The organism is Fimbriimonadaceae bacterium (genome assembly GCA_019638775.1).
Taxonomy (GTDB): Bacteria; Armatimonadota; Fimbriimonadia; order Fimbriimonadales; family Fimbriimonadaceae; genus JAHBTD01.
This window is the reverse complement of the sequence record JAHBTD010000001.1, coordinates 1,166,687-1,190,326: the sequence shown is the minus strand read 5'-3', so window position 1 is coordinate 1,190,326 and position 23,640 is coordinate 1,166,687. Positions and strand designations below refer to the sequence as shown.

24 protein-coding genes are annotated in these 23,640 nt (G+C 56.8%); 13 read left to right on the top strand and 11 right to left on the bottom strand.

The genetic code is table 11. The features are described 5' to 3' along the window. Positions 1 to 81: 81 nt before the first annotated feature. The 4 genes from KF784_05575 (at position 82) to KF784_05560 (ending at position 1,149) form a co-directional block, all read left to right on the top strand. A complete protein-coding gene (locus KF784_05575) occupies positions 82 to 327 on the top strand; it encodes a helix-turn-helix transcriptional regulator (GenBank protein MBX3118514.1) in 246 nt (81 codons plus the stop codon). Between the two features lie 96 nt (positions 328 to 423). After that, a complete protein-coding gene (locus tag KF784_05570; protein ID MBX3118513.1) occupies positions 424 to 606 on the top strand; it encodes a hypothetical protein in 183 nt (60 codons plus the stop codon). Positions 607 to 625: 19 nt separating this feature from the next. After that, complete coding sequence (locus KF784_05565; GenBank protein ID MBX3118512.1) at positions 626 to 955, top strand: hypothetical protein; 330 nt, start codon at positions 626 to 628, stop codon at positions 953 to 955. Further along, on the top strand, positions 952 to 1,149 hold the full coding sequence (locus KF784_05560) for a hypothetical protein (GenBank protein MBX3118511.1): 198 nt from the start codon (positions 952 to 954) through the stop codon (positions 1,147 to 1,149). The genes KF784_05565 and KF784_05560 overlap by 4 nt, the downstream gene beginning before the upstream one ends. A gap of 12 nt (positions 1,150 to 1,161) precedes the next feature. Here KF784_05560 and KF784_05555 read toward each other — a convergent pair whose 3' ends face one another. From KF784_05555 to KF784_05545, 3 genes are all read right to left on the bottom strand, one after another. Then, the gene (locus tag KF784_05555) at positions 1,162 to 1,410 is read right to left on the bottom strand and encodes a hypothetical protein (GenBank protein ID MBX3118510.1); all 249 of its coding nucleotides are present in this window, start codon (positions 1,408 to 1,410) and stop codon (positions 1,162 to 1,164) included. Positions 1,411 to 1,549: 139 nt separating this feature from the next. Continuing rightward, positions 1,550 to 2,092 (bottom strand): hypothetical protein, encoded by a 543-nt coding sequence (locus KF784_05550; protein ID MBX3118509.1) that lies wholly within the window; start codon positions 2,090 to 2,092, stop codon positions 1,550 to 1,552. Between the two features lie 123 nt (positions 2,093 to 2,215). Beyond that, a complete protein-coding gene (locus KF784_05545; GenBank protein ID MBX3118508.1) occupies positions 2,216 to 3,316 on the bottom strand; it encodes a protease complex subunit PrcB family protein in 1,101 nt (366 codons plus the stop codon). A gap of 188 nt (positions 3,317 to 3,504) precedes the next feature. Here KF784_05545 and KF784_05540 point away from each other — a divergent pair, with 188 nt between their 5' ends. Both KF784_05540 and kynU read left to right on the top strand, forming a co-directional pair. Then, a complete protein-coding gene (locus KF784_05540; GenBank protein ID MBX3118507.1) occupies positions 3,505 to 6,069 on the top strand; it encodes a glycoside hydrolase family 3 C-terminal domain-containing protein in 2,565 nt (854 codons plus the stop codon). Positions 6,070 to 6,106: 37 nt separating this feature from the next. Further along, positions 6,107 to 7,363, top strand: coding sequence for a kynureninase (gene kynU, locus KF784_05535; GenBank protein ID MBX3118506.1), 1,257 nt, complete (start codon positions 6,107 to 6,109; stop codon positions 7,361 to 7,363). Here the strand turns inward: kynU and KF784_05530 are convergent. Beyond that, the gene (locus KF784_05530; GenBank protein MBX3118505.1) at positions 7,356 to 8,120 is read right to left on the bottom strand and encodes a creatininase family protein; all 765 of its coding nucleotides are present in this window, start codon (positions 8,118 to 8,120) and stop codon (positions 7,356 to 7,358) included. The genes kynU and KF784_05530 overlap by 8 nt on opposite strands. A 211-nt stretch (positions 8,121 to 8,331) precedes the next feature. Between KF784_05530 and KF784_05525 the strand changes: the two genes are divergently transcribed. Both KF784_05525 and KF784_05520 read left to right on the top strand, forming a co-directional pair. Next, positions 8,332 to 9,720, top strand: a complete 1,389-nt coding sequence (locus KF784_05525) for a Gfo/Idh/MocA family oxidoreductase (protein MBX3118504.1) — start codon at positions 8,332 to 8,334, stop codon at positions 9,718 to 9,720. A 233-nt stretch (positions 9,721 to 9,953) separates the two neighbouring features. Further along, complete coding sequence (locus KF784_05520) at positions 9,954 to 11,522, top strand: DUF4173 domain-containing protein (protein ID MBX3118503.1); 1,569 nt, start codon at positions 9,954 to 9,956, stop codon at positions 11,520 to 11,522. Positions 11,523 to 11,894: 372 nt separating this feature from the next. Here the strand turns inward: KF784_05520 and fabF are convergent, their stop codons facing one another. From fabF to pfkA, 4 genes are all read right to left on the bottom strand, one after another. Next, positions 11,895 to 13,148 carry a beta-ketoacyl-ACP synthase II gene (gene fabF / locus KF784_05515; GenBank protein MBX3118502.1) on the bottom strand — a complete coding sequence of 418 codons (1,254 nt, stop codon included), beginning with the start codon at positions 13,146 to 13,148 and terminating at the stop codon, positions 11,895 to 11,897. Continuing rightward, a complete protein-coding gene (locus KF784_05510) occupies positions 13,148 to 13,387 on the bottom strand; it encodes an acyl carrier protein (protein ID MBX3118501.1) in 240 nt (79 codons plus the stop codon). Before KF784_05510 ends, fabF begins: the two co-directional genes overlap by 1 nt. 184 nt (positions 13,388 to 13,571) lie before the next feature. Continuing rightward, positions 13,572 to 14,504 carry a 1-phosphofructokinase gene (gene pfkB, locus KF784_05505; protein ID MBX3118500.1) on the bottom strand — a complete coding sequence of 311 codons (933 nt, stop codon included), beginning with the start codon at positions 14,502 to 14,504 and terminating at the stop codon, positions 13,572 to 13,574. Beyond that, positions 14,501 to 15,463, bottom strand: a complete 963-nt coding sequence (gene pfkA / locus KF784_05500) for a 6-phosphofructokinase (GenBank protein ID MBX3118499.1) — start codon at positions 15,461 to 15,463, stop codon at positions 14,501 to 14,503. The genes pfkB and pfkA overlap by 4 nt, the downstream gene beginning before the upstream one ends. 187 nt (positions 15,464 to 15,650) lie before the next feature. Between pfkA and KF784_05495 the strand changes: the two genes are divergently transcribed. Continuing rightward, on the top strand, positions 15,651 to 16,760 hold the full coding sequence (locus tag KF784_05495; GenBank protein ID MBX3118498.1) for a DUF1385 domain-containing protein: 1,110 nt from the start codon (positions 15,651 to 15,653) through the stop codon (positions 16,758 to 16,760). Between the two features lie 77 nt (positions 16,761 to 16,837). Beyond that, positions 16,838 to 17,080 (top strand): preprotein translocase subunit SecG, encoded by a 243-nt coding sequence (locus tag KF784_05490; protein ID MBX3118497.1) that lies wholly within the window; start codon positions 16,838 to 16,840, stop codon positions 17,078 to 17,080. On the opposite strand, the gene KF784_05485 is transcribed toward KF784_05490, so the two are convergent. Continuing rightward, positions 17,071 to 17,892 (bottom strand): UDP-3-O-acyl-N-acetylglucosamine deacetylase, encoded by an 822-nt coding sequence (locus KF784_05485; protein ID MBX3118496.1) that lies wholly within the window; start codon positions 17,890 to 17,892, stop codon positions 17,071 to 17,073. The two genes, KF784_05490 and KF784_05485, sit on opposite strands and share 10 nt — an antisense overlap. Positions 17,893 to 17,937: 45 nt before the next feature. Next, a complete protein-coding gene (locus tag KF784_05480) occupies positions 17,938 to 18,552 on the bottom strand; it encodes an acyloxyacyl hydrolase (GenBank protein ID MBX3118495.1) in 615 nt (204 codons plus the stop codon). 76 nt (positions 18,553 to 18,628) lie between these two features. On the opposite strand from KF784_05480, the gene der reads away from it, so the two are divergent. The 3 genes from der to acs all read left to right on the top strand — a co-directional run bounded on the left by der (position 18,629) and on the right by acs (position 23,098). Then, on the top strand, positions 18,629 to 19,978 hold the full coding sequence (der, locus tag KF784_05475; GenBank protein ID MBX3118494.1) for a ribosome biogenesis GTPase Der: 1,350 nt from the start codon (positions 18,629 to 18,631) through the stop codon (positions 19,976 to 19,978). Positions 19,979 to 20,102: 124 nt separating this feature from the next. After that, positions 20,103 to 20,822: a hypothetical protein gene (locus KF784_05470; protein MBX3118493.1), complete on the top strand. Its 720-nt coding sequence runs from the start codon at positions 20,103 to 20,105 to the stop codon at positions 20,820 to 20,822. A gap of 248 nt (positions 20,823 to 21,070) precedes the next feature. Beyond that, positions 21,071 to 23,098, top strand: coding sequence for an acetate--CoA ligase (gene acs / locus KF784_05465; GenBank protein MBX3118492.1), 2,028 nt, complete (start codon positions 21,071 to 21,073; stop codon positions 23,096 to 23,098). On the opposite strand, the gene KF784_05460 is transcribed toward acs, so the two are convergent. After that, complete coding sequence (locus KF784_05460) at positions 23,095 to 23,472, bottom strand: VOC family protein (protein MBX3118491.1); 378 nt, start codon at positions 23,470 to 23,472, stop codon at positions 23,095 to 23,097. The genes acs and KF784_05460 overlap by 4 nt on opposite strands. Positions 23,473 to 23,640 lie beyond the last annotated feature (168 nt).

Here is a 23,640-nt window from a genome sequence, read left to right as displayed (position 1 = left end):
ATAGACTCAGTGGCGCGAACAGAGAATCATTATGATTCTCACATGAAATCATACTGAATCTCATACTCACTGTCAAGAGTGATGCCCACAAAAAGAGCCGAATATGCGGTGTTGGGGGCCGTCATCCGTCAAGAGCGTGAGAATTTCGGGCTAAGTCAACGTGCGCTGGCCCGTAAGACGGGGCGGACCGAAACTTCCATCGGGAAGATCGAAGCGGGCTACCAACGAGTCGATCTCGTGGAGTTGCTAGATATAGCACGCGCCCTACGGGTCGAATTGACTCAAATCGTTGCGACTTTTGAGGAAGAGACCCGGAAGTCAGGATGATTCTCCAGCCAAAGCCCGTAGCTAAGCTAAACCTGACTACCCTAGCCATCAGTTGCAAGTCTCCAGATTCCCACATCCCCGCCGATACTTCCAAATATGGAAGTCTCCGGCGCAAACGCAGCCAATGCCGCCTTACAAGCGCTTCAGTCTGCCGAACCGGCGAAAGCAAAGCTCCAAATGGCTTTGCTCAAAAAGGCGTTGGAAAGCGAGAAAGACCAATCCACCGAGCTTCTCAAGCTCCTGGAAGGCAAAGGTCGGATCGTCGATATCCGGGTGTAAAGGTACAATAGCGCTTGCTGTGACCCGGAAAACCTTCCCAAAACCCGTTTGGTATAAGAACACCTATTTCTGGATCGCTGGCATCCTCGTCGTCATTGCCATCCTCGGATTGCCCTTCCTCGCCGGTTCAGAAGCGATCCGCGATCCAGGACAAAAGCGCGAAGGCGGCCTTGTACTCATCTATCTCGGCGGCGCCATCGTCATGCTCATCAATGGCATTCTCAGCCATCGGCAGACGGTCAAGGCGTACGAAGAACATCTCAACGATCCCGACGCCGCCAAGCCGGCAAAGAAACCAAGCAAGCTTGAAACGGTGGAAGAGAGCGCCGAAAAGGAGTCTGTAGAATGATCACCTGTAAGTGCGGAAAAGCGATTGAAAAGGTTCCAGATTGGTTCCAGGCAGTTCAAGTCGAATTTATCTGCAACAACTGCCCCAACCGAAGGCAGAAGCATGGCGGCCTTGGTGCGGACGCTTCCCCCAACCTCCCCAATATGTCGATCGGAGAAGGCGTCGAAAAGATCGCCGACGAAGAAGAAGACTAAGCCTGAAGTGGCCTAAGCCGCAAGCTGCCGCGAAAGCATCACAATGACTCGCCTCGGCGTCATGTGGAGCCCCAGACCTTCCATACAGCGCCGCTGAATCAGCTTGGGCGTGAGTTCGGACCTGTCCGACAAGGTCACGTGAGCCTGGGTCTCGCCTTCGGAGAGCCAGGTTGAGGCATCGAGCACACCCGGAAGCTCAAGCAAAAATCGCTCAATCTGCTTTAGCTTAAGGGCCGGTTCGAATGGAATTGCCTTACCCACGACCCTCATATCGGCGGGATCGCAGCATTCTTTAGAACCAAGACCGAAAAACCAGCATTCTTGTCAGTTGGGACTGGTTCACGCAAAGCCTATAGCGCGGGAAGCGACACTGTCTCGTTTGTAGGCAGCGACCGGTCGTTCAGGTAAGGGTGGCATTGGAATGAGCCCGTGGGCTTCGCCGCACGTAATGCTTGTACCAGCCCAGCTTGAGGCACAGCCAATGAGCGGCGTCGAATACTGAGGCGAGGATTGAAACTAGCCCACCGATGTACCAAACGGCTGCCATAAACGCACTTGCCCAGAACGAGATCTCTGCCATCCACCAAAATGTTAAGACGTTTGCCACACTTGGTAAATAGAACACAAAGAATAGGCTAAACGAAAAGCTGGCCACCCTTGAATACTTCCGAAAGCAGAAAAGTGCGCCAACAATGAGGACGAATGGAACAAGGTCATTTGCAATCGTGACCAGATTCATAAACCAAGGGTGGGACGAACCTATAACTTCAATATTTGCCCGATAGGTAACCTGAAATTCCGCCTGGTAAGCATCGACTGTAAGATAGGTCAGAGCGACCAAAAGCCAGAAAAGGCCCGCAAAAACTGATCCGGCAACTTCCAGCCAAAGGGGCAGCTTGAAGTCCCAATTGACACCCAGGAATTTGCCTTTATACTCCGCCATGGCGATATATGTATCTTACACCAGCGCGACAACCAAGCTACTCCCTTGCCTCAACCCTTAAGCTTGAGGCAAGGGAGCCAAGATTGGGGAAGAAAAAGCGCCTCCCCACTTACAACTCACTACTTACTGCCCACGCCCGCAGCACTTGCAGCCGCACTTGCCACCGCAATTGCAGTTGCCGCCACCAGGGATCACCCTTTGAGAAACGTTTCGACGCGCAAAGCTGATGTTTCCTGCCGACCGGTCCATCCGAATAATCACCCACGGCTGGCTGATCACTTGCGCAACTGGAGTTCCCGGAGCCGGTGAACTCACTACATAGCTCACCACAACATCGTGGGGACGCGGACGGCTGATCGATTCCACATAAACCTTCGTTCCGCCTGCGCGCATCTCGCCAACATGAATCGCTACGGCCATCTCCTTACCCCACTGAATATCGCGCGGGGCTTGGCTTGGCGATTCGCCAAAAGCCTTGCTCCAATAGCTCTGCCACTCCGCCTCGTTGTTGATGATCCGTGTGTGCAGTTCGTTGTGCTTGCTAAAACCGCCGTCCTTGTAGGTTCGCCATTGGATTGCGGGCATCGCCGTCGCTCCGGAGAAGTAGTTGCTCAGGTTCGGGTAGTACACCTCGGTATAGAGCAGGCGCGGCTCGTTGTTGCAGCAGGCACAGCTATGCGGACAACCCCAAGAATTGTAAGCCGGGTAGGTACAGCCAAATCCCCGAATCGGGTTACGACCGTAATAGGTGTCCATCGGCACTGTGGTCAGCTTCTTGATAAAACCAACCTGTCCAGACGGTCTTTCCAGCATCACGATCATGTACGGGCTTGTCCGCACCATCTGTGTGGGTTCGCCAAAATAGGGATTCTTGTGGGCGTAGTTGATAGTAACGCCGTTTGGAATTGCAACCTGGATTGATTCGACGTAGACTTCGTAACCCGTATTGAGGGTCGGGCCTACGTGAAAGGCCACCAGCATCACCCGATCCCACGGAATGTCAAACCGCAGATGCGATCGCCGACGTCCGAAAGCGGTCTGTAGATAGTCCTCGTATTCGGTCTGATTTTGGATCACAAACCGTCGCTCCGAACTGACCTGGCTGTCGTAGCCATAGTCCACGGGGAACCATTCCGGTGCACGTCGAACGGAGATCTGGGCAGAAGCAACCATTGCTGTGGCCAGTATCAACAAGACAAATAGGGCTTTTCCAATTCGGTTCATAGCTACCTTTTTCGACGCCTACCGCCTGCCAAGGTTTCTGCCAGTAAGTCTTGAGGCTGAGCCTTTGTTCTGTCTCCATCTCTCCGCCGCTTCATTGGGGAGTCTGATCGTAGTACACCCAGCTCTCAGCTCCCAGCTCCTAGCTAACCCCAGCAGGGACCCATCCTCCGACGTCGAAATAAACTCACATGCTCGCCGCATTCTGTCTTGCCGTCACCCTTGTACACCCGCAACAGACGATCCCACCGTACAAGAATTTCCGCATCGACCCGGAAATCCGCGCCAAAGACCTTGTCTCACGCATGACGCTGCAAGAAAAGGTGTCCCAGATGACTCACGGCGCAGCCGGTATTCCCAGGCTCGATGTCGCCCCCTACAACTGGTGGAACGAGTGCCTGCATGGCGTTGCCCGTGCTGGTGTCGCCACCGTTTTCCCCCAGTCGATCGGACTCGGCGCAACCTGGAACGAGGACCTCATGTTCAAGATTGCCGACGCGACCAGCACCGAAGCCCGAGCCAAACACCACGACGCGGCGAGAAAGGGCGACTTCGGTATCTACAAGGGGCTCACCTTCTGGTCCCCAAACATCAACATCTTCCGCGACCCTCGCTGGGGACGTGGTCAGGAAACTTACGGCGAAGACCCATTCCTGACAGCTCGTCTTGGCGTTCAGTTTGTCAAGGGCTTGCAAGGCAACGACCCGACCTACTTCAAGGTCATTGCCACGCCGAAGCATTACGCCGTCCACAGCGGTCCCGACCCCATGCGTCACGAATTTGACGCCAAGGCGACCATGCAGGATATGTGGGCCACCTACCTTCCGCACTTCGAGGCCACGATGGTGGAGGCTGGGGCCTGGTCGATCATGGGAGCGTACAACCGCATCAACGGCTACCCCGCCAACGCGCACCCCTATCTTCTGGAGCAGGTGCTGAGGAAGGATTGGAACTTCAATGGCTACGTCGTCTCCGACTGTTGGGCGATCAACGATTTCTGGGGCGGGCACAAGTTCAGCCACGACAAAGTCGCGGCTGTCGCGATGGCGGTGAAGATGGGCTGCGATCTGGAATGCGGCGAGGCGTACCCCGCGCTGGTTGAGGCCGTCAAGAAGGGTCTGATTACCGAAGCCGAGATTGACCGTTCGGTGCGGAGATTGATGGAGGCCAGGATTCGGTTGGGGATGTTCGATCCGCCCGAGCGCGTGCAGTACACCCAAATCCCAATGACCGTCGTCAACAACACCGCCCATCAAAAGCTCGCCCTCGACGCCGCCCGCGAATCCCTCGTCCTCCTCAAGAACGCAAGGCAGACTCTACCGTTCGATTCAAAAAAGGTCAGGAAACTTGCTCTTATCGGCCCCAACGCCGACAACATCGACGCGCTGGTCGGCAACTATCATGGCACTCCGCGCGACCCGATCACGCCCCTGCGCGGACTCCGCGAATACTGCAAGTCCAAAGGCATCGCCTTCGCCTATGAGCAGGCTTGCGGGCTCACCTCAGCCCCCTCCAACCCCATCCCCGCCGACTCACTCCTTGACGCCACCGCAGCCCGTGGCGGGCTCACCGCCGAGTACTTCTCCAACGACAAGCTCGAAGGCGAACCGACGCACAAAACCGAGGAGGCCGTAAACTTCAACTGGGCTCGCAACGCTCCGAAGCCCGGGGTCCCCGCCGACAACTTCAGTGTCCGCTGGACCGGGTACCTCTACCCGGAAGAGACCGGAGAGTACGAAATCGGATTCACCCACGACGACGGTGTTCGCGTCTGGGTGGATGGCAAGCTCATCATCGACAATTGGCGCGACGACGCTGCCCGACGAAGCTCCGCCAAGGTCAAACTCGCTGATGGCAGTCCCGTGCCGATCAAGATCGAATACTACGACCACGGGCTTGAAGCCGTGGCGATTCTGGACTGGGTCACCCCCGATTCCAACCCCTTCGACAAATCTATCGCCGCCGCCAAGAACGCCGACGTCGTCGTACTCGCCCTCGGCATCAGCCCGCGCATCGAAGAAGAAGAGTTGGACCGCCTCGACATCGGCCTCCCAGCCATCCAGCAGCGGCTCATGAAGGAGATCGTCAAGCTGGGCAAGCCGACTGTTCTCGTCCTCCTCAACGGCGGACCCATCACCGACCTCTGGGCACACCAGAACGTCCCCGCCATCCTGGAGGCTTGGTATCCCGGAGAATCCGGCGGGCGTGCCATCGCCGAAGCCATCTTCGGCGAATACAACCCCGGCGGACGCCTGCCTGTGACGGTCTACCGCTCGCTCAGCCAACTCCCATCCTACGAGAGCTACGCCATGCAAGGCCGCACCTACCGTTACTTCGCCCAAGACCCGCTCTACAAGTTCGGGCACGGGCTCAGCTACACTTCCTTCCGCTATGATCGCCTCCGTGTAACGAACGCTAAAGACGGCGGTTTGGAGGTTCGTGTGCGGGTGACCAACACCGGCAAGCGCGCAGGAGACGAGGTCGTCCAGGTCTATCTCGCTCACGAGAAAGCCCCCTTCCCCAAGCCGATCCGAGAACTGAAAGCTTTCGACCGCATCCGCCTCGACGCCGGAAAGTCTCAGGAAGTCGTCCTCAAGGTACGCAAGCGCGACGTCGGCCTGATCGACCTAAGCGGCAAGAACGTGCGCATCCCTGGAATGCTCCAAGTCTGGGTGGGCGGCCGCCAGCCCGAAAAGGCCGACAAGATCGCTGCGAATTCTGGAGTTGTGGTCGGGGTACGGTATACCATCAAGTGATGAAGCGAATTCCCGGCGTCGCATGTACAATCCCAGCATGAGCCAGTGGATCGAACGTGCGCGGGAGTTGGATGCGCAAGACCCCATCGCGGCTTTTCGCGACGCGTTCGTGATTGAGGATCCCAATCTCATCTACCTCAAGGGCAACTCACTCGGGCGAATGCCAAAGCCAGCCGCAGAGAGGGTTCGACGCACGACCGAAGAGCAATGGGCGGGCAGGCTGGTGCGAGCTTGGAATGAAGGTTGGTACGAACTTGCCTCAGGTATTGGCGACAAGATCAGCCAGATCATAGGGGCAGAACCGGGAGAGGTCATCCTTTCCGACTCGACGACCATTAACCTCTACAAGCTTGCCCACGCGGTCCTTCAAGCAAACCCGGGCAAAACCAAAGTCGTCACCGATACGCTCAACTTTCCGTCCGATTTCTACGCACTTCAATCCGTTGCCAAGCAGTTCGGGGGTGAGGTTGTCGTCGTATCCTCCGAAGACGGCCTGACCGTCACTCCCGAAGCAATAGAGGCGGCTCTGGATGCCGAAACTGCGCTGCTGTCGCTCAGCCTCGTGTGCTTCCGCAGCAGTTGGCTGCATGATGGCGAGCGTCTCACAAAAGCTGCCCATGGTGTAGGGGCGATGGCGTTGTGGGATCTTAGCCATGCAGCGGGTTCAGTGGCAGTTGCACTCAGGCACTGGAACGCCGATCTCGCCATTGGATGCACCTACAAGTATTTGAGTGGTGGCCCCGGCGCGCCAGCATTTCTCTACGTCCGCAAAGACCTCCAAGAATCGCTTGTCCAGCCGCTTTGGGGGTGGTTCGGGCAGGAGCGCCCGTTCGAGTTCGACCTTGAATATTCCCCGGCTTCCGGTCTCGCGAAGTTCTTGGTGGGCACTCCGCCCATCCTCTCGATGGTCCCTATCGAATGCGGAGTTGATCTACTCATTGATGCAGGCATGGGCTCAGTAAGGGCGAAGAGCACTGCCCTCACTGATTTCTTCTTGCAGATCTTCGATGCCGAGCTTTCGCCACTTGGCTTCCGGCTCCAATCTCCCCATGAAGCCCAAAGGCGCGGCGCCCATGTCTCCATGGGCCATGACGAGGCGTACCGCATCTCACGTGCCCTTATCGAGAAAATGAACGTTGTGCCCGACTTCCGCGCGCCCGATAACATCCGCTTCGGATTCGCCCCTCTATACACGCGCTTCGAGGACGTCGCCCTTGCGTGCGAACGACTGCATCATGTGATGGTGGAAAGGGTCTATGAGAGCATCCCCGCCGAGCGCCTCACCGTTACTTAGTCGCCCACCAATCCACAATCGCCTGCTCCCACGACTCCTTGAAAAAGGTATCGACATAGGACTGATAAGAGGCGATTGCCTTGTTATAGTGCACGACAAGCGATTGTGCTTCCGACATCCGAACCCATTCCACCCAAGCCTCTAGCCCGCGAGTGAGCAGGTCGTGGCCTTCATCAGGGGTCGCCTTGCTCGGGTGCTCGCCCAAAACGCCATGAACCTTGGGCTTAATCTGCTTCGGTAGACGGTCAAGCTGAACCAGGTCTGGCCGGATCGCGGAAAGCTGGGAGGTCTCTGATCGTCCCGCATGATCTAGCAGAGCCGGATTGCCCAATAGCTCCAGCGGAGAAGCGGCGAAAACGCGCACATCCCCCTTCTCACAAACGGATCGCGAATAGAGATAAAGCTCGGCCATGTGGCCTTGAGCGTAATGCCCAGAAACCCAACAGATTGTCTTGAATCCGGCCTGGACAAGACCGTTTGTCGTCTCCTCAACGATTCGCCGGAACGTTTCCGTCGAAATCTGAAGAGAAGCCTCGTGGGGAAGAGTTGTCATCGCTCGCCATTGCGTCGGCAGGATGACCCCTTCAAGTTTTTCACAGAGCTGCGAGCCGAAAAACTCGGCGAGCAGTCCATCTAAGCCTAACGGAAGGTGCGGGCCATGCCACTCCAGCGCTCCAAGGGGAACGATCGCAGGTGAATTTCGGTCGATCGCTCCTCGCAACTGGTCGGGATTAGCCTCAGCATATTGCAAAACCATCCATAGAGCTTACTTGGTAGCGCCCTCTCCGAGCGGTTTTACTGGCTCGGAAGGCCCGGACAGACCACGCTTCACCACACAAAACAGCAAGAAACCATGTCAAATAGTGTTCAAAACGCCATTCGCTGATTTTGGTCAAGTTTTGGAGTGACGTTCTCCTCAGGGGCCGATGAAGCCCATTTTCTCGGCTATATTGAGGACAGTCAACACTATGAATCGTCGTGATTTTCTCAAGACAGTCGGCGCCGCAGGAATCGGCGTTGCCACCGGATCGCTCGCAAAAGCTGCCGAAGCAGCGGAGTCATCAACTCCCCAAGCCAGACAGCGCAAGTCTGCCGCTGGGCTCACCGCTCCAAGAATGGACAAAGTGCGCGCCGCTTTCATCGGTGTAGGCGCAAGGGGCCCCGGACACGTCGCCAACTGCCTCAAGATCGACGGTGTCGAGATCACTGCCATCTGCGACCCCCATCTCCCCTCAGCCGACCGTACCGCCGCGATGGTCACCAAGGCTGGACGTCCCAAGCCCGCCATGTACACCAACGGCGACCTCGACTACAAGAAGATGCTTGAGCGCGACGACATCGACGCCGTCTTCATCTCAACGCCGTGGGAGTGGCACGTTCGACAGGCCGTCGACACCATGAAAGCGGGCAAGCACGCTTTTCTCGAAGTCCCCGCCGCTTACACCGTTGATGGGTGCTGGGAGCTTGTCGATACCTCCGAAAGCACGCAAAAGCATTGCATGATGATGGAAAACGTCAACTACGGGCGCGAAGAGTTGATGGTCCTCAACATGTGCCGACAAGGTTTATTCGGCGAACTGCTTCACGGCGAGGCGGCCTATATCCACGACCTGCGTGGGCAAATGCACGAAATCGGACATGGCACCGGATCGTGGAGAACTATTCACTACACCAAGCGAAACGGCAATCTTTATCCCACCCACGGCCTTGGGCCGGTCGCCCAATACATGAACATCAACCGCGGTGACCGTCTGGACTATATGAGTTCGGTGGGCTCACCCGCCCGCGTTCGCGAGATGTATGCGAAAGAACACTTCCCAGAGGGACATGAGCGCCAAAAGCTCAAGTTCGTCTGCGGAGACATTAACACAACCATTGCGCGAACTGTACAGGGCAAAACACTCATGATTCAATGGGATGAGCAACTCCCACGCCCCTACACACGTCATAATCTTATTCAAGGCACTCGAGGGTGCTGGGGAGGCTTCCCAAACCGTCTCGTCGTGGAGAAAGATCCAAACGTTGCGGTAAACGGGACAAAATCCACTGACTCGTGGGCTCAAGGTACGGAACTTGCGGAGTGGTTTAAGCAGTACGATCATCCGTTGTGGAGAAAGATAGGCGACCTTGCCGTAGGTGGCGGTCACGGCGGAATGGATTTTGTCATGATGTGGAGAATAATCTACTGTCTGAGAAACGGTGAGCCGCTTGATCAGGATGTGTACGATGCCGCGACCTGGTCGGTGATTTCCCCACTTTCTGAAAATTCGGTAAAAAATCGGGGGAAATCAGTTGATGTTCCGGACTTCACTCGTGGACAATGGAAGACAATGAAACCTCTAGGAATAGTTTCCTGAGGTCGTATAAAGGTGCGTGGTTCGAAGAGGTTCGCCTCCCCAATCAAATCTCGGAGGGCCCGCACCTTTATACGGAGAAACTTTCTCACCCCTAAACCCCCTTACCCGGCCTGAACGGCCCAACTCTCCCAATCTTTGCCAAGTCGGGATTCTCTCAAGATCTTTTAGTGTTGAACGAATCACGTAAGATCGCACAGCGTCCTCATTGTGTGCGTGTCAAATCGTGAGGCTATATGGCAGTAAGCACCAACGTTGGTGACCCTCCCGCCACCGAGCGCTCAGAAACTCGGTCCCGGTCCGCCCTCGGCATCATGCTCGCCGCGACCGGCATGGCCCTCATCGGGCAAGAGCTGTTGTTCGATGCAGCTACCGGATTCTCGAGCACTCTTTTACTCTTGCTTGGGACAGCGATCACGCTACTCCTACTACGGCAAAGCCTGATTGAGCTAAAGCGCAGTTCGCTCTGGCTTTTCGCTCCTATTGTCGCCGCCGCGATCGGCCTCGGACTAAACGATTCTCGTAGACTTGCCGCTCTGAATGTGCTGATCATCCTCTTTGCCATCGGGCTCATTGTGGTGATCGAAACCGATGATGGCACCCCGAACATTCTCCACACCTTCGTCGTTTCCGCGCTTTACCCAGTTCTCTTTCCGCTCATCTCGCTCTTTCTTCCGTTTCTCGCCGACTGGAAGCGGCTGCGGCCTGCTCCTCAATCTAAGCGGACCTCCGGCGTCATGCTCGGGATTGTCGCCGCAATTCCTGTGATGTTCATCTTGGGCGTGATTCTCGCCCAGGCCGATCCTGTATTTGGACGTCTGTTCTCCCTGGAGTGGAGTATTGACCCCGACACTGTGGTCGAGCGGGGGCTCCTATTCGGAATCGTTGGATCTTTCACGGCTGGGGCATGGATGATGATGTCCTCGCGACTTCGCAAGAAGGCGTTTGAAACTACGGGCATGGGCGATCCGCCCCCCGGCTACACAACCACAAATCCGGCCGCACCGCCTATCGAGACCCAAAAGGCTGGCATTGACGCCACCCATGCCATCAGCGCTTTTGCCACCTTCTTTGGCCTGATCGGTCTGATGTTCCTGATATTCATCCTGGTGCAAGTTCGCTACCTTTTTGGGGGCAACGACGTCGTGCTCAAAACTGCCGAGCTCACCTACGCCCAATACGCTCGTCGGGGATTCTTCGAGATCGTCACTGTCACTGCGCTGAGTTTGCCGATCCTCCTCGGTGCGCAGAGTGTGCTGAAATCGGTCGAGGCTGCCCACCGCAGGCTTTTTAATGCCGTAGCTGTCGGAATGTCCATCCTCCTTCTTTGCCTGCTTGCATCGGCGGGATTCAGGATGTCGCTCTATGTGCAGGCCTACGGCCTCTCGCCCATGCGCTTTTATGTTTGTGCGGGGATTGTCTGGCTTGCTGTCGTGATCGGCCTCTACATGTGGTTGGGCGTGAGTTGGCAACTCTCCCGGTTTGGCCTTGCTTGCATGGCGGCTTTTTTTGCCGTCGGCGTCAGCCTAAACGTCATCCGTCCAGATTCCGTCATTGCATCGGTTAATCTCAACCGTGCCGATAAGCAAAACCTCGACCGCGATATGATCATCAACGCCGGGGCTGACGCTTGGCCCGCTCTTCAGGCCGCTTCCCCGGACTTGCGCAAAGACTGGCTTGATCGCTTTGCCGGGAACAAACGCGGTTGGAAGTCGATGAGTTTGAGCAAGTGGCGTGTGTTCCAAACGGGTCAAGTGCCCGCAGCCTCCGAGTCTAAGAACGAAGACACCGATAGTCTCTTCTGATACTCCAATGCCTCCACCCCCATATTTAGCCTCAATTCTAGGGGAGGATTCAGGCATAGAAATCCTGCGTTTTTACGAGAGACCCGGGAGGGCAACGCTCTGTCGTTGCCGTACAACACAGCGAATGTGCAGGCAAGGACGCCTGCACCACAATCGGTTGAACAGGCTTTGCAACTTGGCGAGAACCAACACGGAAGTTCACGCAGAGGTGCAGAGCTCACAAAGACCTCAACCCAAACTCTGCGTTCTTTGTGAACTTTGCGTGAAACAAAAAAACGCCTCTCTCACAAAGACACGAAGAACCACGAAGGCACAAAGAGGATGGGGGAGGGTAACGCTCCGTCGTTGCCGCAACGACCGCTGAGATTTGGCTCAAACCCGCTTAAAGATCAAGCTCACGTTATGCCCGCCGAACCCGAAAGAGTTCGAGAGTGAATACGCCACGTCAGCCTTTCGCGCAACGTTCGGCACATAGTCCAGATCACAGTCGGGATCGGGATTCTCGTAGTTGACCGTGGGAGGAAGAACCCCTTCCTTCATCGCCAACAGACAGATCATCGCCTCAATCGCACCGGCCGCACCCAGAGTATGCCCGATCATCGACTTTGTCGAGCTCACCGGCACCTTGTAAGCATGTTCGCCAAAGGCGCTCTTGATCGCCATCGTCTCAAACTTGTCGTTATAGGGCGTGGACGTCCCGTGGGCATTGATGTAGCCGATATCTTCCGGTTTTAATCCAGCCGACCGCAAAGCCGCCTTCATCGCCCGACGTGCCCCGTCGCCCTCAGGGTCGGGAGCCGTGATGTGATAGGCGTCTCCCGTCATCCCATAACCCACGATCTCGCCGTAAATCTTTGCTCCGCGAGCGACTGCATGATCGTAGTCCTCAAGCATCATCACGGCTGCGCCTTCGCCCATGATAAAGCCGTCGCGCTCGGAATCGAAGGGCCGAGAGGCGCGCTTGGGGTCGTCATTGCGGTTCGACATCGCCCGGGCCGAGCAGAATCCAGCCAAGCCGATTTCGTTGATCGGGGCCTCGCTGCCGCCCGCCACCATCGCCACCGCATCTCCGCGTTTGATGATGTGATAGGCATCGCCCAACGAGTTTGCACCCGTCGAACAGGCGGTGACCACGCACGTGTTAGGACCTTTGAGCTGATGAACGATAGAGACGTATCCCGACGCCATGTCCGGGATCATATAGGGCACGAGGAACGGCGAAACCTTGCCTGGGCCGCCTTCATACAGACGCTTCGTCTGTTCGGTCATCGTGGTCAGTCCACCGATGCCAGAGCCGACCAAAACGCCAACCTGCTCGCGGTTGTCATCGGTCACCGGAAAGCCGGAATCCTCAAGCGCCATCGTAGCCGCTCCCACTGCAAACGCAATGAAGCGGTCGATACGGCGGGCTTCCTTCTTATCCAGGAAACGCTCGGGCTCGAAATCGAGCACCTCAGCGCCAATCTGTGTGGTGAAATCCGACGGGTCGATAAGACTGATCCGGTCGATGCCGCTCTCCCCTGCGATCAAGCGTGGCCAAAAAACGTCCACGCCGGTTCCCAGGGGGGTGACAGCGCCTAGACCGGTGACGACAACCCGCCCTGAAGGGCGAGGCCAATCACTCATTATTCACTCTTGGATTCGATGTACTTGACCGCGTCGCCAACAGTCTTGATGTTGCTAACTTCGTCGTCAGGGATCTCGATTCCAAATTCATCCTCTAAAGCCATGACGAGTTCCACGACGTCGAGCGAATCCGCACCCAAATCCTCGGTAAACGAGGCTGTGCCCGTGACTTCTTCTTCTTTCACGCCAAGCTCTTCGACTGTGACTTTTTTGACTCTTTCCAATACGTCTGCCGACATGGTTTTGACCTTACCTCACGTCCGCTGCGATTGACTCACGACCCGGACGCATTCCTCATGCATTATGACCGACCAAGGCAAACGCTTTGTCCACCAACAAGCCTATCGCCGGTCAATTCTGGGACGCAGGCCCAGCAAGGTTCGCTTCTGCAATTCGACAACTTCGCAGAATGAATTTGATTTTTTACTCCGTGCGCGAGATCGTCACCCTTGGCTCAAGCTCCAAAATGACCGGCTTCCGAGCGATCTCCGCTCCGCTGGTCGTTGCGGTCGCGGCTCCGCAAGCCACACCCCACCGAAACGCCTCCTCTACCGACTTCCCGCTCTCAAGCCCCCACAAAAATCCCGCCACCAAAGAATCGCCGCTGCCGATCGTGCTCACGGCCTTAACTTTCGGCGATTCGGCGACGAAAACACCTTCCGAACAAGCCAAAACCGCGCCATCTGCTCCACGGCTGATGACAACGAAGTCGATGCCACGCCCGTGCAACTCCTTCGCTCCATCGACACATGCTTCTACGCTGTCCATGGGGCGACCCAAAAGCCGTTCCGCTTCGTGTGCGTTGGGCTTAATAAACTGAGGCCCCGCCTCCAAACCAAGCTTCATGGCTTCGCCGTCCGCATCCAGTGCGAGTTTGCAGCCTGCCTCCTTGAGAAGGCCTCCAAGCGTGCGATAGGCGTCCTTTCCCAGCCCGGGAGGGATCGACCCACCCATACACGCCCACGCTGCCTTAGGAGCCCACAGCGTGCATTTTTGAAGCAGCTCATCCCAATGCTGTGATGTGATCTCGGGGCCACGCTCGTTGAGAGTGGTAGGTGGGCTGCCGTTCCCCTCCTCGATGCTCACATTCATGCGAGTCTCGCCAGCGATCTCCACAAAGTCATACTCAACGCCCTGATCGTTCAGAACGCACCGAATGTATGCACCCGGCCCACCCCCAAGAAACCCAAGCGCAACTGTGTGCCCGCCAAGCTCAGCGGCAACGCGTGAAAGGTTGAGACCTTTGCCGCCGGCGTCGGTCTCTGACCGGCCCACCCTGTTCGTATCCCCAACCTGAAGCGCATCGACAAATACAGTTCGGTCGATGCTTGGGTTTAGGGTCACCGTCAGGATCAAATCGCCATCGCCTCCGCGAGGAGCAACCGGTCGGGGTCGATAGCGCGCTCGGTGCTTAAGACATAGCTCAATGGATGAGAAACGAGCTTGCTTCCATCAACCCCTGCCATCTCCCCCGAGAATCCGTTCAGCAGCCGATTGGTCGCAAAAGCGCCAAGGCGAAGCGCGAGCACGCGGTCGAAAGCGGTAGGCGTTCCTCCCCGCTGCATGTGTCCGAGCACTAGATACCGCAACTCAAATCCGGTGTTCCGCTCGATGAACTCCTTGATATCAACCGCACGAGCCGCTCCCTCGGCGACGACGATAATGCTGCTTTTCTTGCCCTTTGCCGAAGACGATTTGAGAAGGTTACAAACGTCGAGCAATGCATACGGAACCTCCGGGATCAAGATCGCTTCCGCTCCGGCGGCAAGGCCTGCCTCCACCGCGATAAAGCCGTTCTTGCGCCCCATCACCTCGATCACAAAAACGCGCTCATGCGAATAAGCCGTGTCCCGTACGCGGTCGATCGCTTCGACCGCAGTATTCACTGCCGTATCAAATCCGATAGAAAAGTCGGTTCCCGAAATGTCGTTGTCGATTGAGCCGGGCAACCCCATCACGGGAAAATTAAACTCGGTCTGGAGAGAAAGCGCACCGGTGAGCGAACCGTCACCTCCGATCACCACCAGCCCCTCAACGCCAAGCTCCTTCAACACTGCAACGGCTTTCTCTCGACCGGCGGGCTCGCGAAACTCCTTGCTTCGCGCCGTTCTTAGCACCGTCCCACCACGGTCGATGATCCCACCCACCGACTTTGAAGTCATGGGGAAGCTCTCGTTGTTTAAGATGCCGTCGTAGCCGTGGTAAAAGCCCGTGACCTCGACGCCCCTGCCCAACGCTGTACGCACAACCGCACGTATCGCCGCATTCATTCCGGGGGCATCGCCTCCGCTGGTTATGACCGCAATCCTTTTCAAGTCGTCCAGATTATAGTCGAAGCCGTAGAATGGGCGAAGAATGAAAATTCTGCGATGTTAAGGATTGTTAGGAGCAAAGGTTATCGAGCCTGCCTCGGCTATGCGCGGTCTTTACGGAGCCAAGCCGCAAGCTACTCACGACTCACCCCTAGTGACTGACAACCCAGTACAATCGAATCCTATCGAAATGCAGCCCGATTCTCTCGGACAACCGATTTCCGCGCTTGTGCGAACGACCACTGCCCTGGAGCCGTGGGAATCGCTTGCGCGTGCCGCAAAGCTGTTTCGTGAAACCGTATTCGACCGGCTCCCAGTAGTGGAGGAAGATCGCGTTGTCGGAGTCGTCACCCAGCAAAGCCTGGCCCTTGCCCTGGCAGGAGGCGCGATTTTTGAAGAGCCTGTAAGCCTCGCGATGGTTACCGACGCTCCAACGATCACGCCACTTGCCACCGGCGCCGAAGCCCTTCGAATGATGGCGGAAACGGGCGTGCCTGAACTCATCGTTGTCGACAAGGACGGATTTCTCATCGGCATGATTTGCGCCGGAGATCTTGCCGATTCAGGACCCCGATACATCACTCCCCCGATGGTCGGAGGAATGGCGACACCCTTCGGTGTCTACCTCACCACCGGATCGTTGCGTGCCGGAGCAAGCGGGTTCGCGCTCGTCACCACGGGAATGCTCCTATTCTCCATGCTCTTTGTCACCCAATGGACCTCTATCCTCTTGGCGGATTGGCTGCTGTCCCAAGGACTCAGCATCCGATGGGTGGCAAATATCGAGCAGGGGTTGCCCATCATTCTCTTTCTGGTCGCTATCAAGGCGATCCCTCTATCCTCGATCCACGCCGCGGAGCATATGGTCGTCAATGCCATCGAACGCGGAGAGCCGCTACAACCCTCCATCGTCAAGCGGATGCCACGCGTTCATCCAAGGTGCGGGACGAATGTAGCCGTCGGACTCACCCTGTTCTTGGGGATATCGACGACCCCCTGGATCCCTTACTACGAAGTGAGAGTCCTCGCCGGACTTATGGCCGCGATGTTCCTCTGGCGGCCTCTTGGCGGGCTCATGCAGCTTCTGGTGACCACCAAAACACCGAAAGATCGACACGTGGCAATGGGCATCCAAGCCGGAACCGAACTACTAGAGAAGTTTCGCACGACTCGAGGAAGAACCACCGTCGCGACGCGCATCTACAACAGCGGGATGCTGCACGTGATCACGGGCTCCATGCTCTTCTACGGCTTCCTCCAGCTCATCTCTTGGCTCTTTAAGATCAATCTCCCATTCTGAGTAGCCGCCACGGAACATTAGACTTAGGCACTGCCGGAGAACCGATGGTATACTCCTGCACCCAATCGGAGTCAATCGTGCAGACCGTTTATAACATTGTCCTTGGAGTGTCGATATTAGTCGCACTGGTATTCGCCGCGCTGGTGTTTTTCTCCGGCAAGGGCGATGCGATGTCCGGCGGCTCCGGGGTTCGCACGAGCTTCAAAGGCAAGGCGGGATTCGATGACTTTATCTCTCGCTTGATCCTTTACCTGGGTGTCGGGTTTATGGTGTTCATGCTCGTGCTGGACGTTATCGCATCGCGATTTCTTCACAAGTAAACCGACTCAATCTTGACGGCTTTCGACAGCTTCAGCGCTGCCTTCACGTGGGCTTTGTGTCCCGTCTTTTCCATCGTCACGCTCAGCAAACTCGGCGGTAATCCTGAAAGGAGGAGATCGCCTATAGCGTCGAGCATTTTGTGGCGCGCGGGTTCATCGGCAAAGCGGGGTTCATTGACGTACCCTTCCTTCCCCAAGACCAAAGCTTTCTCAAAGTCCAAGCCCTTCGCCAGCCCGGCCTGCTGGATCATCGGAATCTCCTCTTCAAAGCCGAAAGTCCGCGCCGGGGCGATCTCGCCAAGGTAGCTGGCGCATACATTCTCCACTTCAAATATCTGTTCCCTTGGCCACCGTTCACCGGTCAAGAACGAATATCGCCAGTGCCCTTCACCCTTGGCAATACCCATTTTGCAATCGGGTTCCTGCACGAAGACTCGTGTATACAGACCGTCGACCGTGGACCTCCCAATCTCCGTCGTCCCGGCTTTCAGGAGCCCATTGGCAAACTCAAGAGAACTTCCGTCAAGCGCTGGACACTCCCCAGCCGACATCTCAATCTCTGCATCCGTGATCTCGAGTCCGGCAAGGGCGCTCATAAGATGCTCAATGGTCGAAATCGGACCAAGGCGGGTACAGCGCGTCGTCTCCGTGACATTCGCAGCCTTGGCCTCGACCCTTTCTTCCCCAAGCCGAAACCACAATCCACCTTTGCTCGGATGGACCACCAATTGAACCGGCACGCCCGAATGCAGCCCCAAGCCTTCAAAGCGCACCTCGGCTGCAACGGTTCTTCGAACGAACTCTACGGTCATATAGGCTCTCACACTACCCCGATTAAATAGCTGAGATAGGCGCAATCAGAGCCGAATGCCAAACGTGAGAAAAATCTGATTCTGCCCCTGGTTGTTGCCGACAAAACCAGCATTGGAGAGGTGGAGATAGCGGAGTCCATACATGAACTCCCGGTGTCGAGGACCGTGAGAAATCCAGAATGACAAGGCTGGAGAGGAGTTCAGCCGACTGTCCAAATCGCGCGTCCGGTCGCTTCCATAGGTCAAGCCCCAACCCAGGTCTACCAAGTAGGCAGTATCACCGTGCAAGTGCTTTTTGAACCTAAAGAAGACGAGGACGCCGGCACTAATGAGGGTGCTGGGGGGCTCTAGGTCCAGGACACCCCGCCGGTTGTTGCCATAATAGCCTTCCAGGACAAGATCGGCGTTGTGGCCAAAAAGACGTGCGCGTGTGTTCGGGAGCTCGTATTGCAGCCCCAAAGTGTAGCCGCGCCGCAACTCTTCCGATCCCAGAATCGTCAGAGACCGGCCCAGGCCGCCGACAAGGATAAACCTGGAAGAGGAGTTTCGGTAGCCTTGCGCTGGGTTGGATAGCGGCGCAGGCGAAGGCAATTCGTCAGCGGGGCTTAGCCCGCAAGCAGCAAGCAAAGCCAAACTAAGCCATATCTGACGACCGCCCATAACCATCCCTCGCCAAATGATACGCGGGCGCTACGTCCGGGAAGGGACTGAAGGACCGAAGAATTAGGATAAATTCATGCCAGAAAAACTTCCCGTTGTTGTGATTGTGGGCCGCCCGAACGTGGGCAAGAGCACCTTCTTTAATCGGCTCATCCGAAAGAGGGTCGCCGTGGTCGAGGATCAACCTGGCATCACCCGTGACCGCTTGTATGCAGAGACCGAATGGCAAGGCAAGCGGTTTACCCTCGTCGATACCGGTGGAATCCTCTTCAACGATGAAGACCCGCTGGTCGAGCAGATTCGCGTTCAAGCCCAAGTCGCCCTCGAAGAGGCCGATCTTATCCTTTTCCTGACCGATGTGATTGACGGTCTGCATCCCGACGATCAAACGCTCGCCAATCACCTTCGCGGCAACAAGCTGCCCCTCTACGTGGTGGTCAACAAAGCGGACAACTCTCAGCGAGAAAAGTCCGCCGGAGAGTTTTACTCCCTCGGGATAGGAGAGGTCTTCGCTCTTTCTGCACTGCACGGACGCGGTGTTGCCGATCTTCTCGACATCATCGTTGAACACCTCCCCAAAACTAAAAAGAAGGATGAAGCGGAGCAGGAGGAGATCACACTTGCGATCGTGGGGCGTCCGAACGTCGGAAAGTCATCGCTCCTGAATGCCTTCACCGGAGAGCAGCGAGCTATCGTTTCTAACATCCCCGGCACAACACGAGACGCCGTCGATACCCTGCTGGAGTATCGCAATGAGAAGTTTCGCCTCGTCGATACGGCGGGCTTGCGACGGCGTGGAAAGATTCAGGGCACGGTGGAGTACTACATGGCCGACCGAATGGTCCGGGCCGTGGAACGTGCCGAATGCGCCCTCGTATTGATCGACGGTGGGGAGGGGCTCACCGACGGTGACAAGCGTGTCGCCAAAATCGCCCACGATTCTGGAAAGGCGGTTGTTTGGGTCGTCAACAAATGGGACCTGAAAGAGGAGCCCGATGGTCGCCCGAAAACGATGTCTCTGATCAAGAAGGACATGATGAAGATCATCAGCGACCAGGTTCCTGAGCTCCACTATGCCCCCGTCTGCTTCACCAGCGCCAAAGAGAACGCGGGTATGGAGCCTGTGCTGGATACGGCGCTGGACGCGCTTGAGAGCTACAACTTCCGCATCCAAACCGGACAACTTAACCGCCTTGTGCAGGACGCGATCTTTGAAAAGCCGCTGTCTCGAAAGGGCAGAGCGCTGAAGATCTATTACTGCACGCAGGTGACCACTCGCCCGCCGACATTTGTGCTCTTTGTCAACGACCCCGAGCTCGTCCACTTCTCCTATCTGCGCTATATCGAAAACCGTATCCGGCGCGAATTCCCGATGTTCGGCTCCCCGATCCGGCTCAAAGTCCGGAGCAGTCATGAAAGGGCGTAGTAGCGATTCGTTGTCATGTGGTTTGCAAGTGGTCGGCAAGTTGTTTTTGGAACCGACTTGCCGACCACCTGACGACTACTTGGCGACGACCTGTCGATGCTTTCCCCAAAGGTAAACTAACCCCATGTCGATGCCCCTGAGCCGCGAGAACTACTTTTTGCATAAGTTGCACTCGCTCACCGGCATCGTTCCGGTCGGCTTCTACATGGTGCAGCACCTCACGCTGAACTCTTTCACGCTTGCCGGGCCGGAGCGTTTCAACGGCGTTATCGACTTCTTTGAGAGCATCCCAAAACACATCCTGCTGACGCTGGAGATCACGGCGATTTGGCTCCCGTTGCTGTTTCATGCCGTGTACGGGATGTTCATCGCAGGCCGAGCGAAAAGCAACTATTTTAGCGAGAAGTACAAGTGGTCGCAAAACCGGATGTACATGCTCCAGCGCGCAAGTGGCATCGTCGCATTTCTGTTCCTGCTTTATCACATCATCACGACGACTGTTGCAAAATATGTGAGTGGCGCGCATGTGATCAAATATGCCGCTTTTCAAGAGAAGCTGACCTCCTATGGGTACGTCTTTCTGATCGTCTACATGATCGGCGTGCTTGCTTGCAGCTACCACCTGTGCTATGGCATCTGGAACTTCTGCATCCGTTGGGGCATCACGGTGAACGAGAAGGCACAGATCACGGTCCAGAAGCTTTCGGGCGCGATGTTTATTGCACTGACCTTGCTGGGCTGGGCGGCTCTGTTTGGGTTCCTGATTCACAAGCCGACATCTTCGGGCATTGTCGTCGATAAGAGCCCCTCCCAAGCACAGACTATGGCTATCGTCGCGCGATAGCGCGAAGTTACAGATACGTCATCTGCGCGATACAACGGCAACAACGGAACGTTGCCCTCCCATGGCGACTTGGCGTGCAACAAACTTTGATCCCTCATACCGCTTGCGGTGAAGGGTCTTTTCAAACATTTGCTTTGCCTGCTGCGCTTGTGTTGACGTCTCGCGTGAGATGGATTTTGTTTCTCGCAAAGGCGCAAATCCTGTCTAAGCGGCTAAAATCCACTAAATCCCCGATCCTTGAGACTGCCATGTCAGAAACCATCCAAACGCTCCTATCCGAACAACGCTCCTTTGCCCCAAGCGCCGAGTTCACTGCTCAGGCGAATGTGAACGAGCCAGCGATCTACGACAAGGCCGACGCGGACTACCTGGCGTTCTGGGAGGGTTGGGCCAAGGAGCTAAGCTGGTCGGAGCCTTGGACTGAAGTCCTTGACTGGTCCAACAAGCCGTTTGCCAAGTGGTTCGTCGGCGGCAAGATCAACGTCTGCTACAACTGCGTCGACCGCCACGTCGAAGCAGGTCGGGGCAGCCGCACGGCGATCATCTTCGAGGGGGAGCCCGGGGACGCCTGCAGCATCACCTATTCCGAACTCAAATCCCACGTCAGCCGCGTCGCCAATGCCTTGAAAGAGCTGGGAGTAAAGAAGGGCGACCGGGTTTGCATCTACATGCCGATGGTGCCGGAACTCGCCTACACCATGCTCGCCTGCACCCGCATCGGCGCCGCCCATTCGGTCGTGTTCGGCGGATTCAGCGCCGAGTCGCTGCAAGAGCGCACCAACGACGCCCAGGCCAAGATCATCGTCACCGCCGACGGCGGATGGCGGCGAGGCGGGATTGTCGCCCTCAAGAAGACGGTCGACGATGCGCTGGAATTAGGCTGTCCGACGGTGGAGAAGGTACTGGTGCTGGAACACGCGGGTTCGCCCGGAACCGTCACCAACGGCGTCGCCACACCCGACTATAGCCAGGGCACGGCATCGGCTAAGGATGTGAGCTGGAGCGAGATCGTGCCGCGCCAGTCCGACGACTGCCCGTGCGAGCCGATGGACAGCGAAGACCTGCTCTATATCCTCTACACGTCCGGCTCGACCGGCAAGCCCAAGGGGATCGTCCACACCACCGGCGGTTATCTGACAGGCGTTTATGCGACGACGAAATGGGTGTTCGATATGAAGGATTCGGACATCTATTGGTGTACCGCCGACTGCGGCTGGGTGACCGGGCATAGCTACGTGGTCTATGGGCCGATGGCAAACTGCGCAACCGTCGTGATGTACGAAGGCGCGCCAGACACACCCGATAAGGATCGCTTCTGGCGAATCGTCGAGAAGCACAAGGTGACCATCCTCTACACCGCGCCGACCGCCATTCGCACCTTTATGAAGTGGGGCACTCAATATCCGGACCGCTGCGATATGAGTTCGCTGAGGCTGCTCGGCTCGGTGGGCGAACCGATCAACCCTGAGGCATGGATTTGGTATCACGAAACCATCGGCAAGGGCAAGTGTCCAGTTGTGGACACCTGGTGGCAGACCGAAACCGGGGCGATCATGATCACGCCGCTTCCCGGAATCGTCGCGACCAAACCGGGCTCTGCAACAAGGCCATTTCCTGGCATCCGCGCGGCGATCTACAACGAAGCCGGCGAGGACCTCACCGACGCGCACATGGCGAAGGTCAAAGCCGGAGAGGCCAAGCACGCCATCGGCGGCTACCTGGTCCTCACGCGGCCCTGGCCCTCGATGACGCGGGGCATCTACGGCGACCCCGAGCGCTTCATCACAACCTACTGGTCGCGGTTTGACGGCGTTTACTTCACGGGAGACGGCGCGAAGCTGGACGAAGACGGATACTTCTGGCTGCTCGGTCGGGTGGACGACGTGATGCTCGTCGCCGGACACAACATCAGCACGATGGAGGTTGAGTCAGCGCTGGTCGACCACAAAGCCGTCGCCGAGGCAGCGGTGATCGGCAAAGCCCACGAGGTGAAGGGCCAAGCCATCTCTGCGTTTGTCATCATCCGCAGCGAGTACAAAACTCACGACGGCATCATTGACGAGCTGAAGGCTCACGTCGCCGCCAAGATCGGCCCCATCGCCCGCCCGGACGACATCATCATCTCGGCAGAGCTGCCCAAAACCCGCTCGGGCAAGATCATGCGCCGACTTCTGCGCGACGTCGCCGAAGGTCGGGTGCTGGGAGATACGACGACGCTCGCCGATCCGGCGGTGGTTGCCGCGCTGAAGGAGAAGTATGAAGGGTCGGAGGGTTAGTGCAGAGTCTCAACAGGCTCACTTAATAGGATCGCGTATCCGTCGGGGTCAGTTATCAGGAACGTTCTTTCCCCCCAGAGAGCCATTTCAAGACCCCGCAGCACATTCACATGGTTCTTCTCAAGGTTTGTCGCCACCTTGGGGAGGTCGCGAACCCGGAAGTTGATCACCATGCCGCCAGTGCGGTCGAGCATTGGATTTTGCTCTTCGACAGGCTGCTCGACCAAGGTTAACTCGGTCAGTCCTGTGTTCAGTCGGGCAAGACGGTGCCCATCCACTTCTTCCTGATTTCTGATCGGAAGGAGCAACAGCGTGTGATAGAACTCAAGCGAGCGGTCTAAATTTTTCACGTCCAGAATAAGGTTCGTCAACATCCTTCACCGAGCCTGTGTGAGGGGAGTTCGACACCTTGGATGTGGGCTCCTGCTTGAATATTTGGGATTGTAAGGATTGTAAGGATTGTAAGGACGGGAAGCAGGTTCTAGGCTTGAACCCGGGGTTCTTCCGGTCACGCCCTTACAATCCTCACCCTTTACGAACCT

Coding starts and splice junctions, on each gene's coding strand:
- KF784_05470 (MBX3118493.1), top strand. CDS start 20,103: ATGTCGATGCCCCTGAGCCGCGAGAACTACTTTTTGCATAAGTTGCAC.
- KF784_05550 (MBX3118509.1), bottom strand. CDS start 2,092: ATGGCGGAGTATAAAGGCAAATTCCTGGGTGTCAATTGGGACTTCAAG.
- kynU (MBX3118506.1), top strand. CDS start 6,107: ATGAGCCAGTGGATCGAACGTGCGCGGGAGTTGGATGCGCAAGACCCC.
- KF784_05525 (MBX3118504.1), top strand. CDS start 8,332: ATGAATCGTCGTGATTTTCTCAAGACAGTCGGCGCCGCAGGAATCGGC.
- KF784_05575 (MBX3118514.1), top strand. CDS start 82: ATGCCCACAAAAAGAGCCGAATATGCGGTGTTGGGGGCCGTCATCCGT.
- KF784_05540 (MBX3118507.1), top strand. CDS start 3,505: ATGCTCGCCGCATTCTGTCTTGCCGTCACCCTTGTACACCCGCAACAG.
- KF784_05570 (MBX3118513.1), top strand. CDS start 424: ATGGAAGTCTCCGGCGCAAACGCAGCCAATGCCGCCTTACAAGCGCTT.
- der (MBX3118494.1), top strand. CDS start 18,629: ATGCCAGAAAAACTTCCCGTTGTTGTGATTGTGGGCCGCCCGAACGTG.
- KF784_05510 (MBX3118501.1), bottom strand. CDS start 13,387: ATGTCGGCAGACGTATTGGAAAGAGTCAAAAAAGTCACAGTCGAAGAG.
- KF784_05485 (MBX3118496.1), bottom strand. CDS start 17,892: ATGACCGTAGAGTTCGTTCGAAGAACCGTTGCAGCCGAGGTGCGCTTT.
- KF784_05495 (MBX3118498.1), top strand. CDS start 15,651: ATGCAGCCCGATTCTCTCGGACAACCGATTTCCGCGCTTGTGCGAACG.
- KF784_05480 (MBX3118495.1), bottom strand. CDS start 18,552: ATGGGCGGTCGTCAGATATGGCTTAGTTTGGCTTTGCTTGCTGCTTGC.
- KF784_05545 (MBX3118508.1), bottom strand. CDS start 3,316: ATGAACCGAATTGGAAAAGCCCTATTTGTCTTGTTGATACTGGCCACA.
- acs (MBX3118492.1), top strand. CDS start 21,071: ATGTCAGAAACCATCCAAACGCTCCTATCCGAACAACGCTCCTTTGCC.
- KF784_05460 (MBX3118491.1), bottom strand. CDS start 23,472: ATGTTGACGAACCTTATTCTGGACGTGAAAAATTTAGACCGCTCGCTT.
- KF784_05560 (MBX3118511.1), top strand. CDS start 952: ATGATCACCTGTAAGTGCGGAAAAGCGATTGAAAAGGTTCCAGATTGG.
- fabF (MBX3118502.1), bottom strand. CDS start 13,148: ATGAGTGATTGGCCTCGCCCTTCAGGGCGGGTTGTCGTCACCGGTCTA.
- KF784_05520 (MBX3118503.1), top strand. CDS start 9,954: ATGGCAGTAAGCACCAACGTTGGTGACCCTCCCGCCACCGAGCGCTCA.
- KF784_05530 (MBX3118505.1), bottom strand. CDS start 8,120: ATGGTTTTGCAATATGCTGAGGCTAATCCCGACCAGTTGCGAGGAGCG.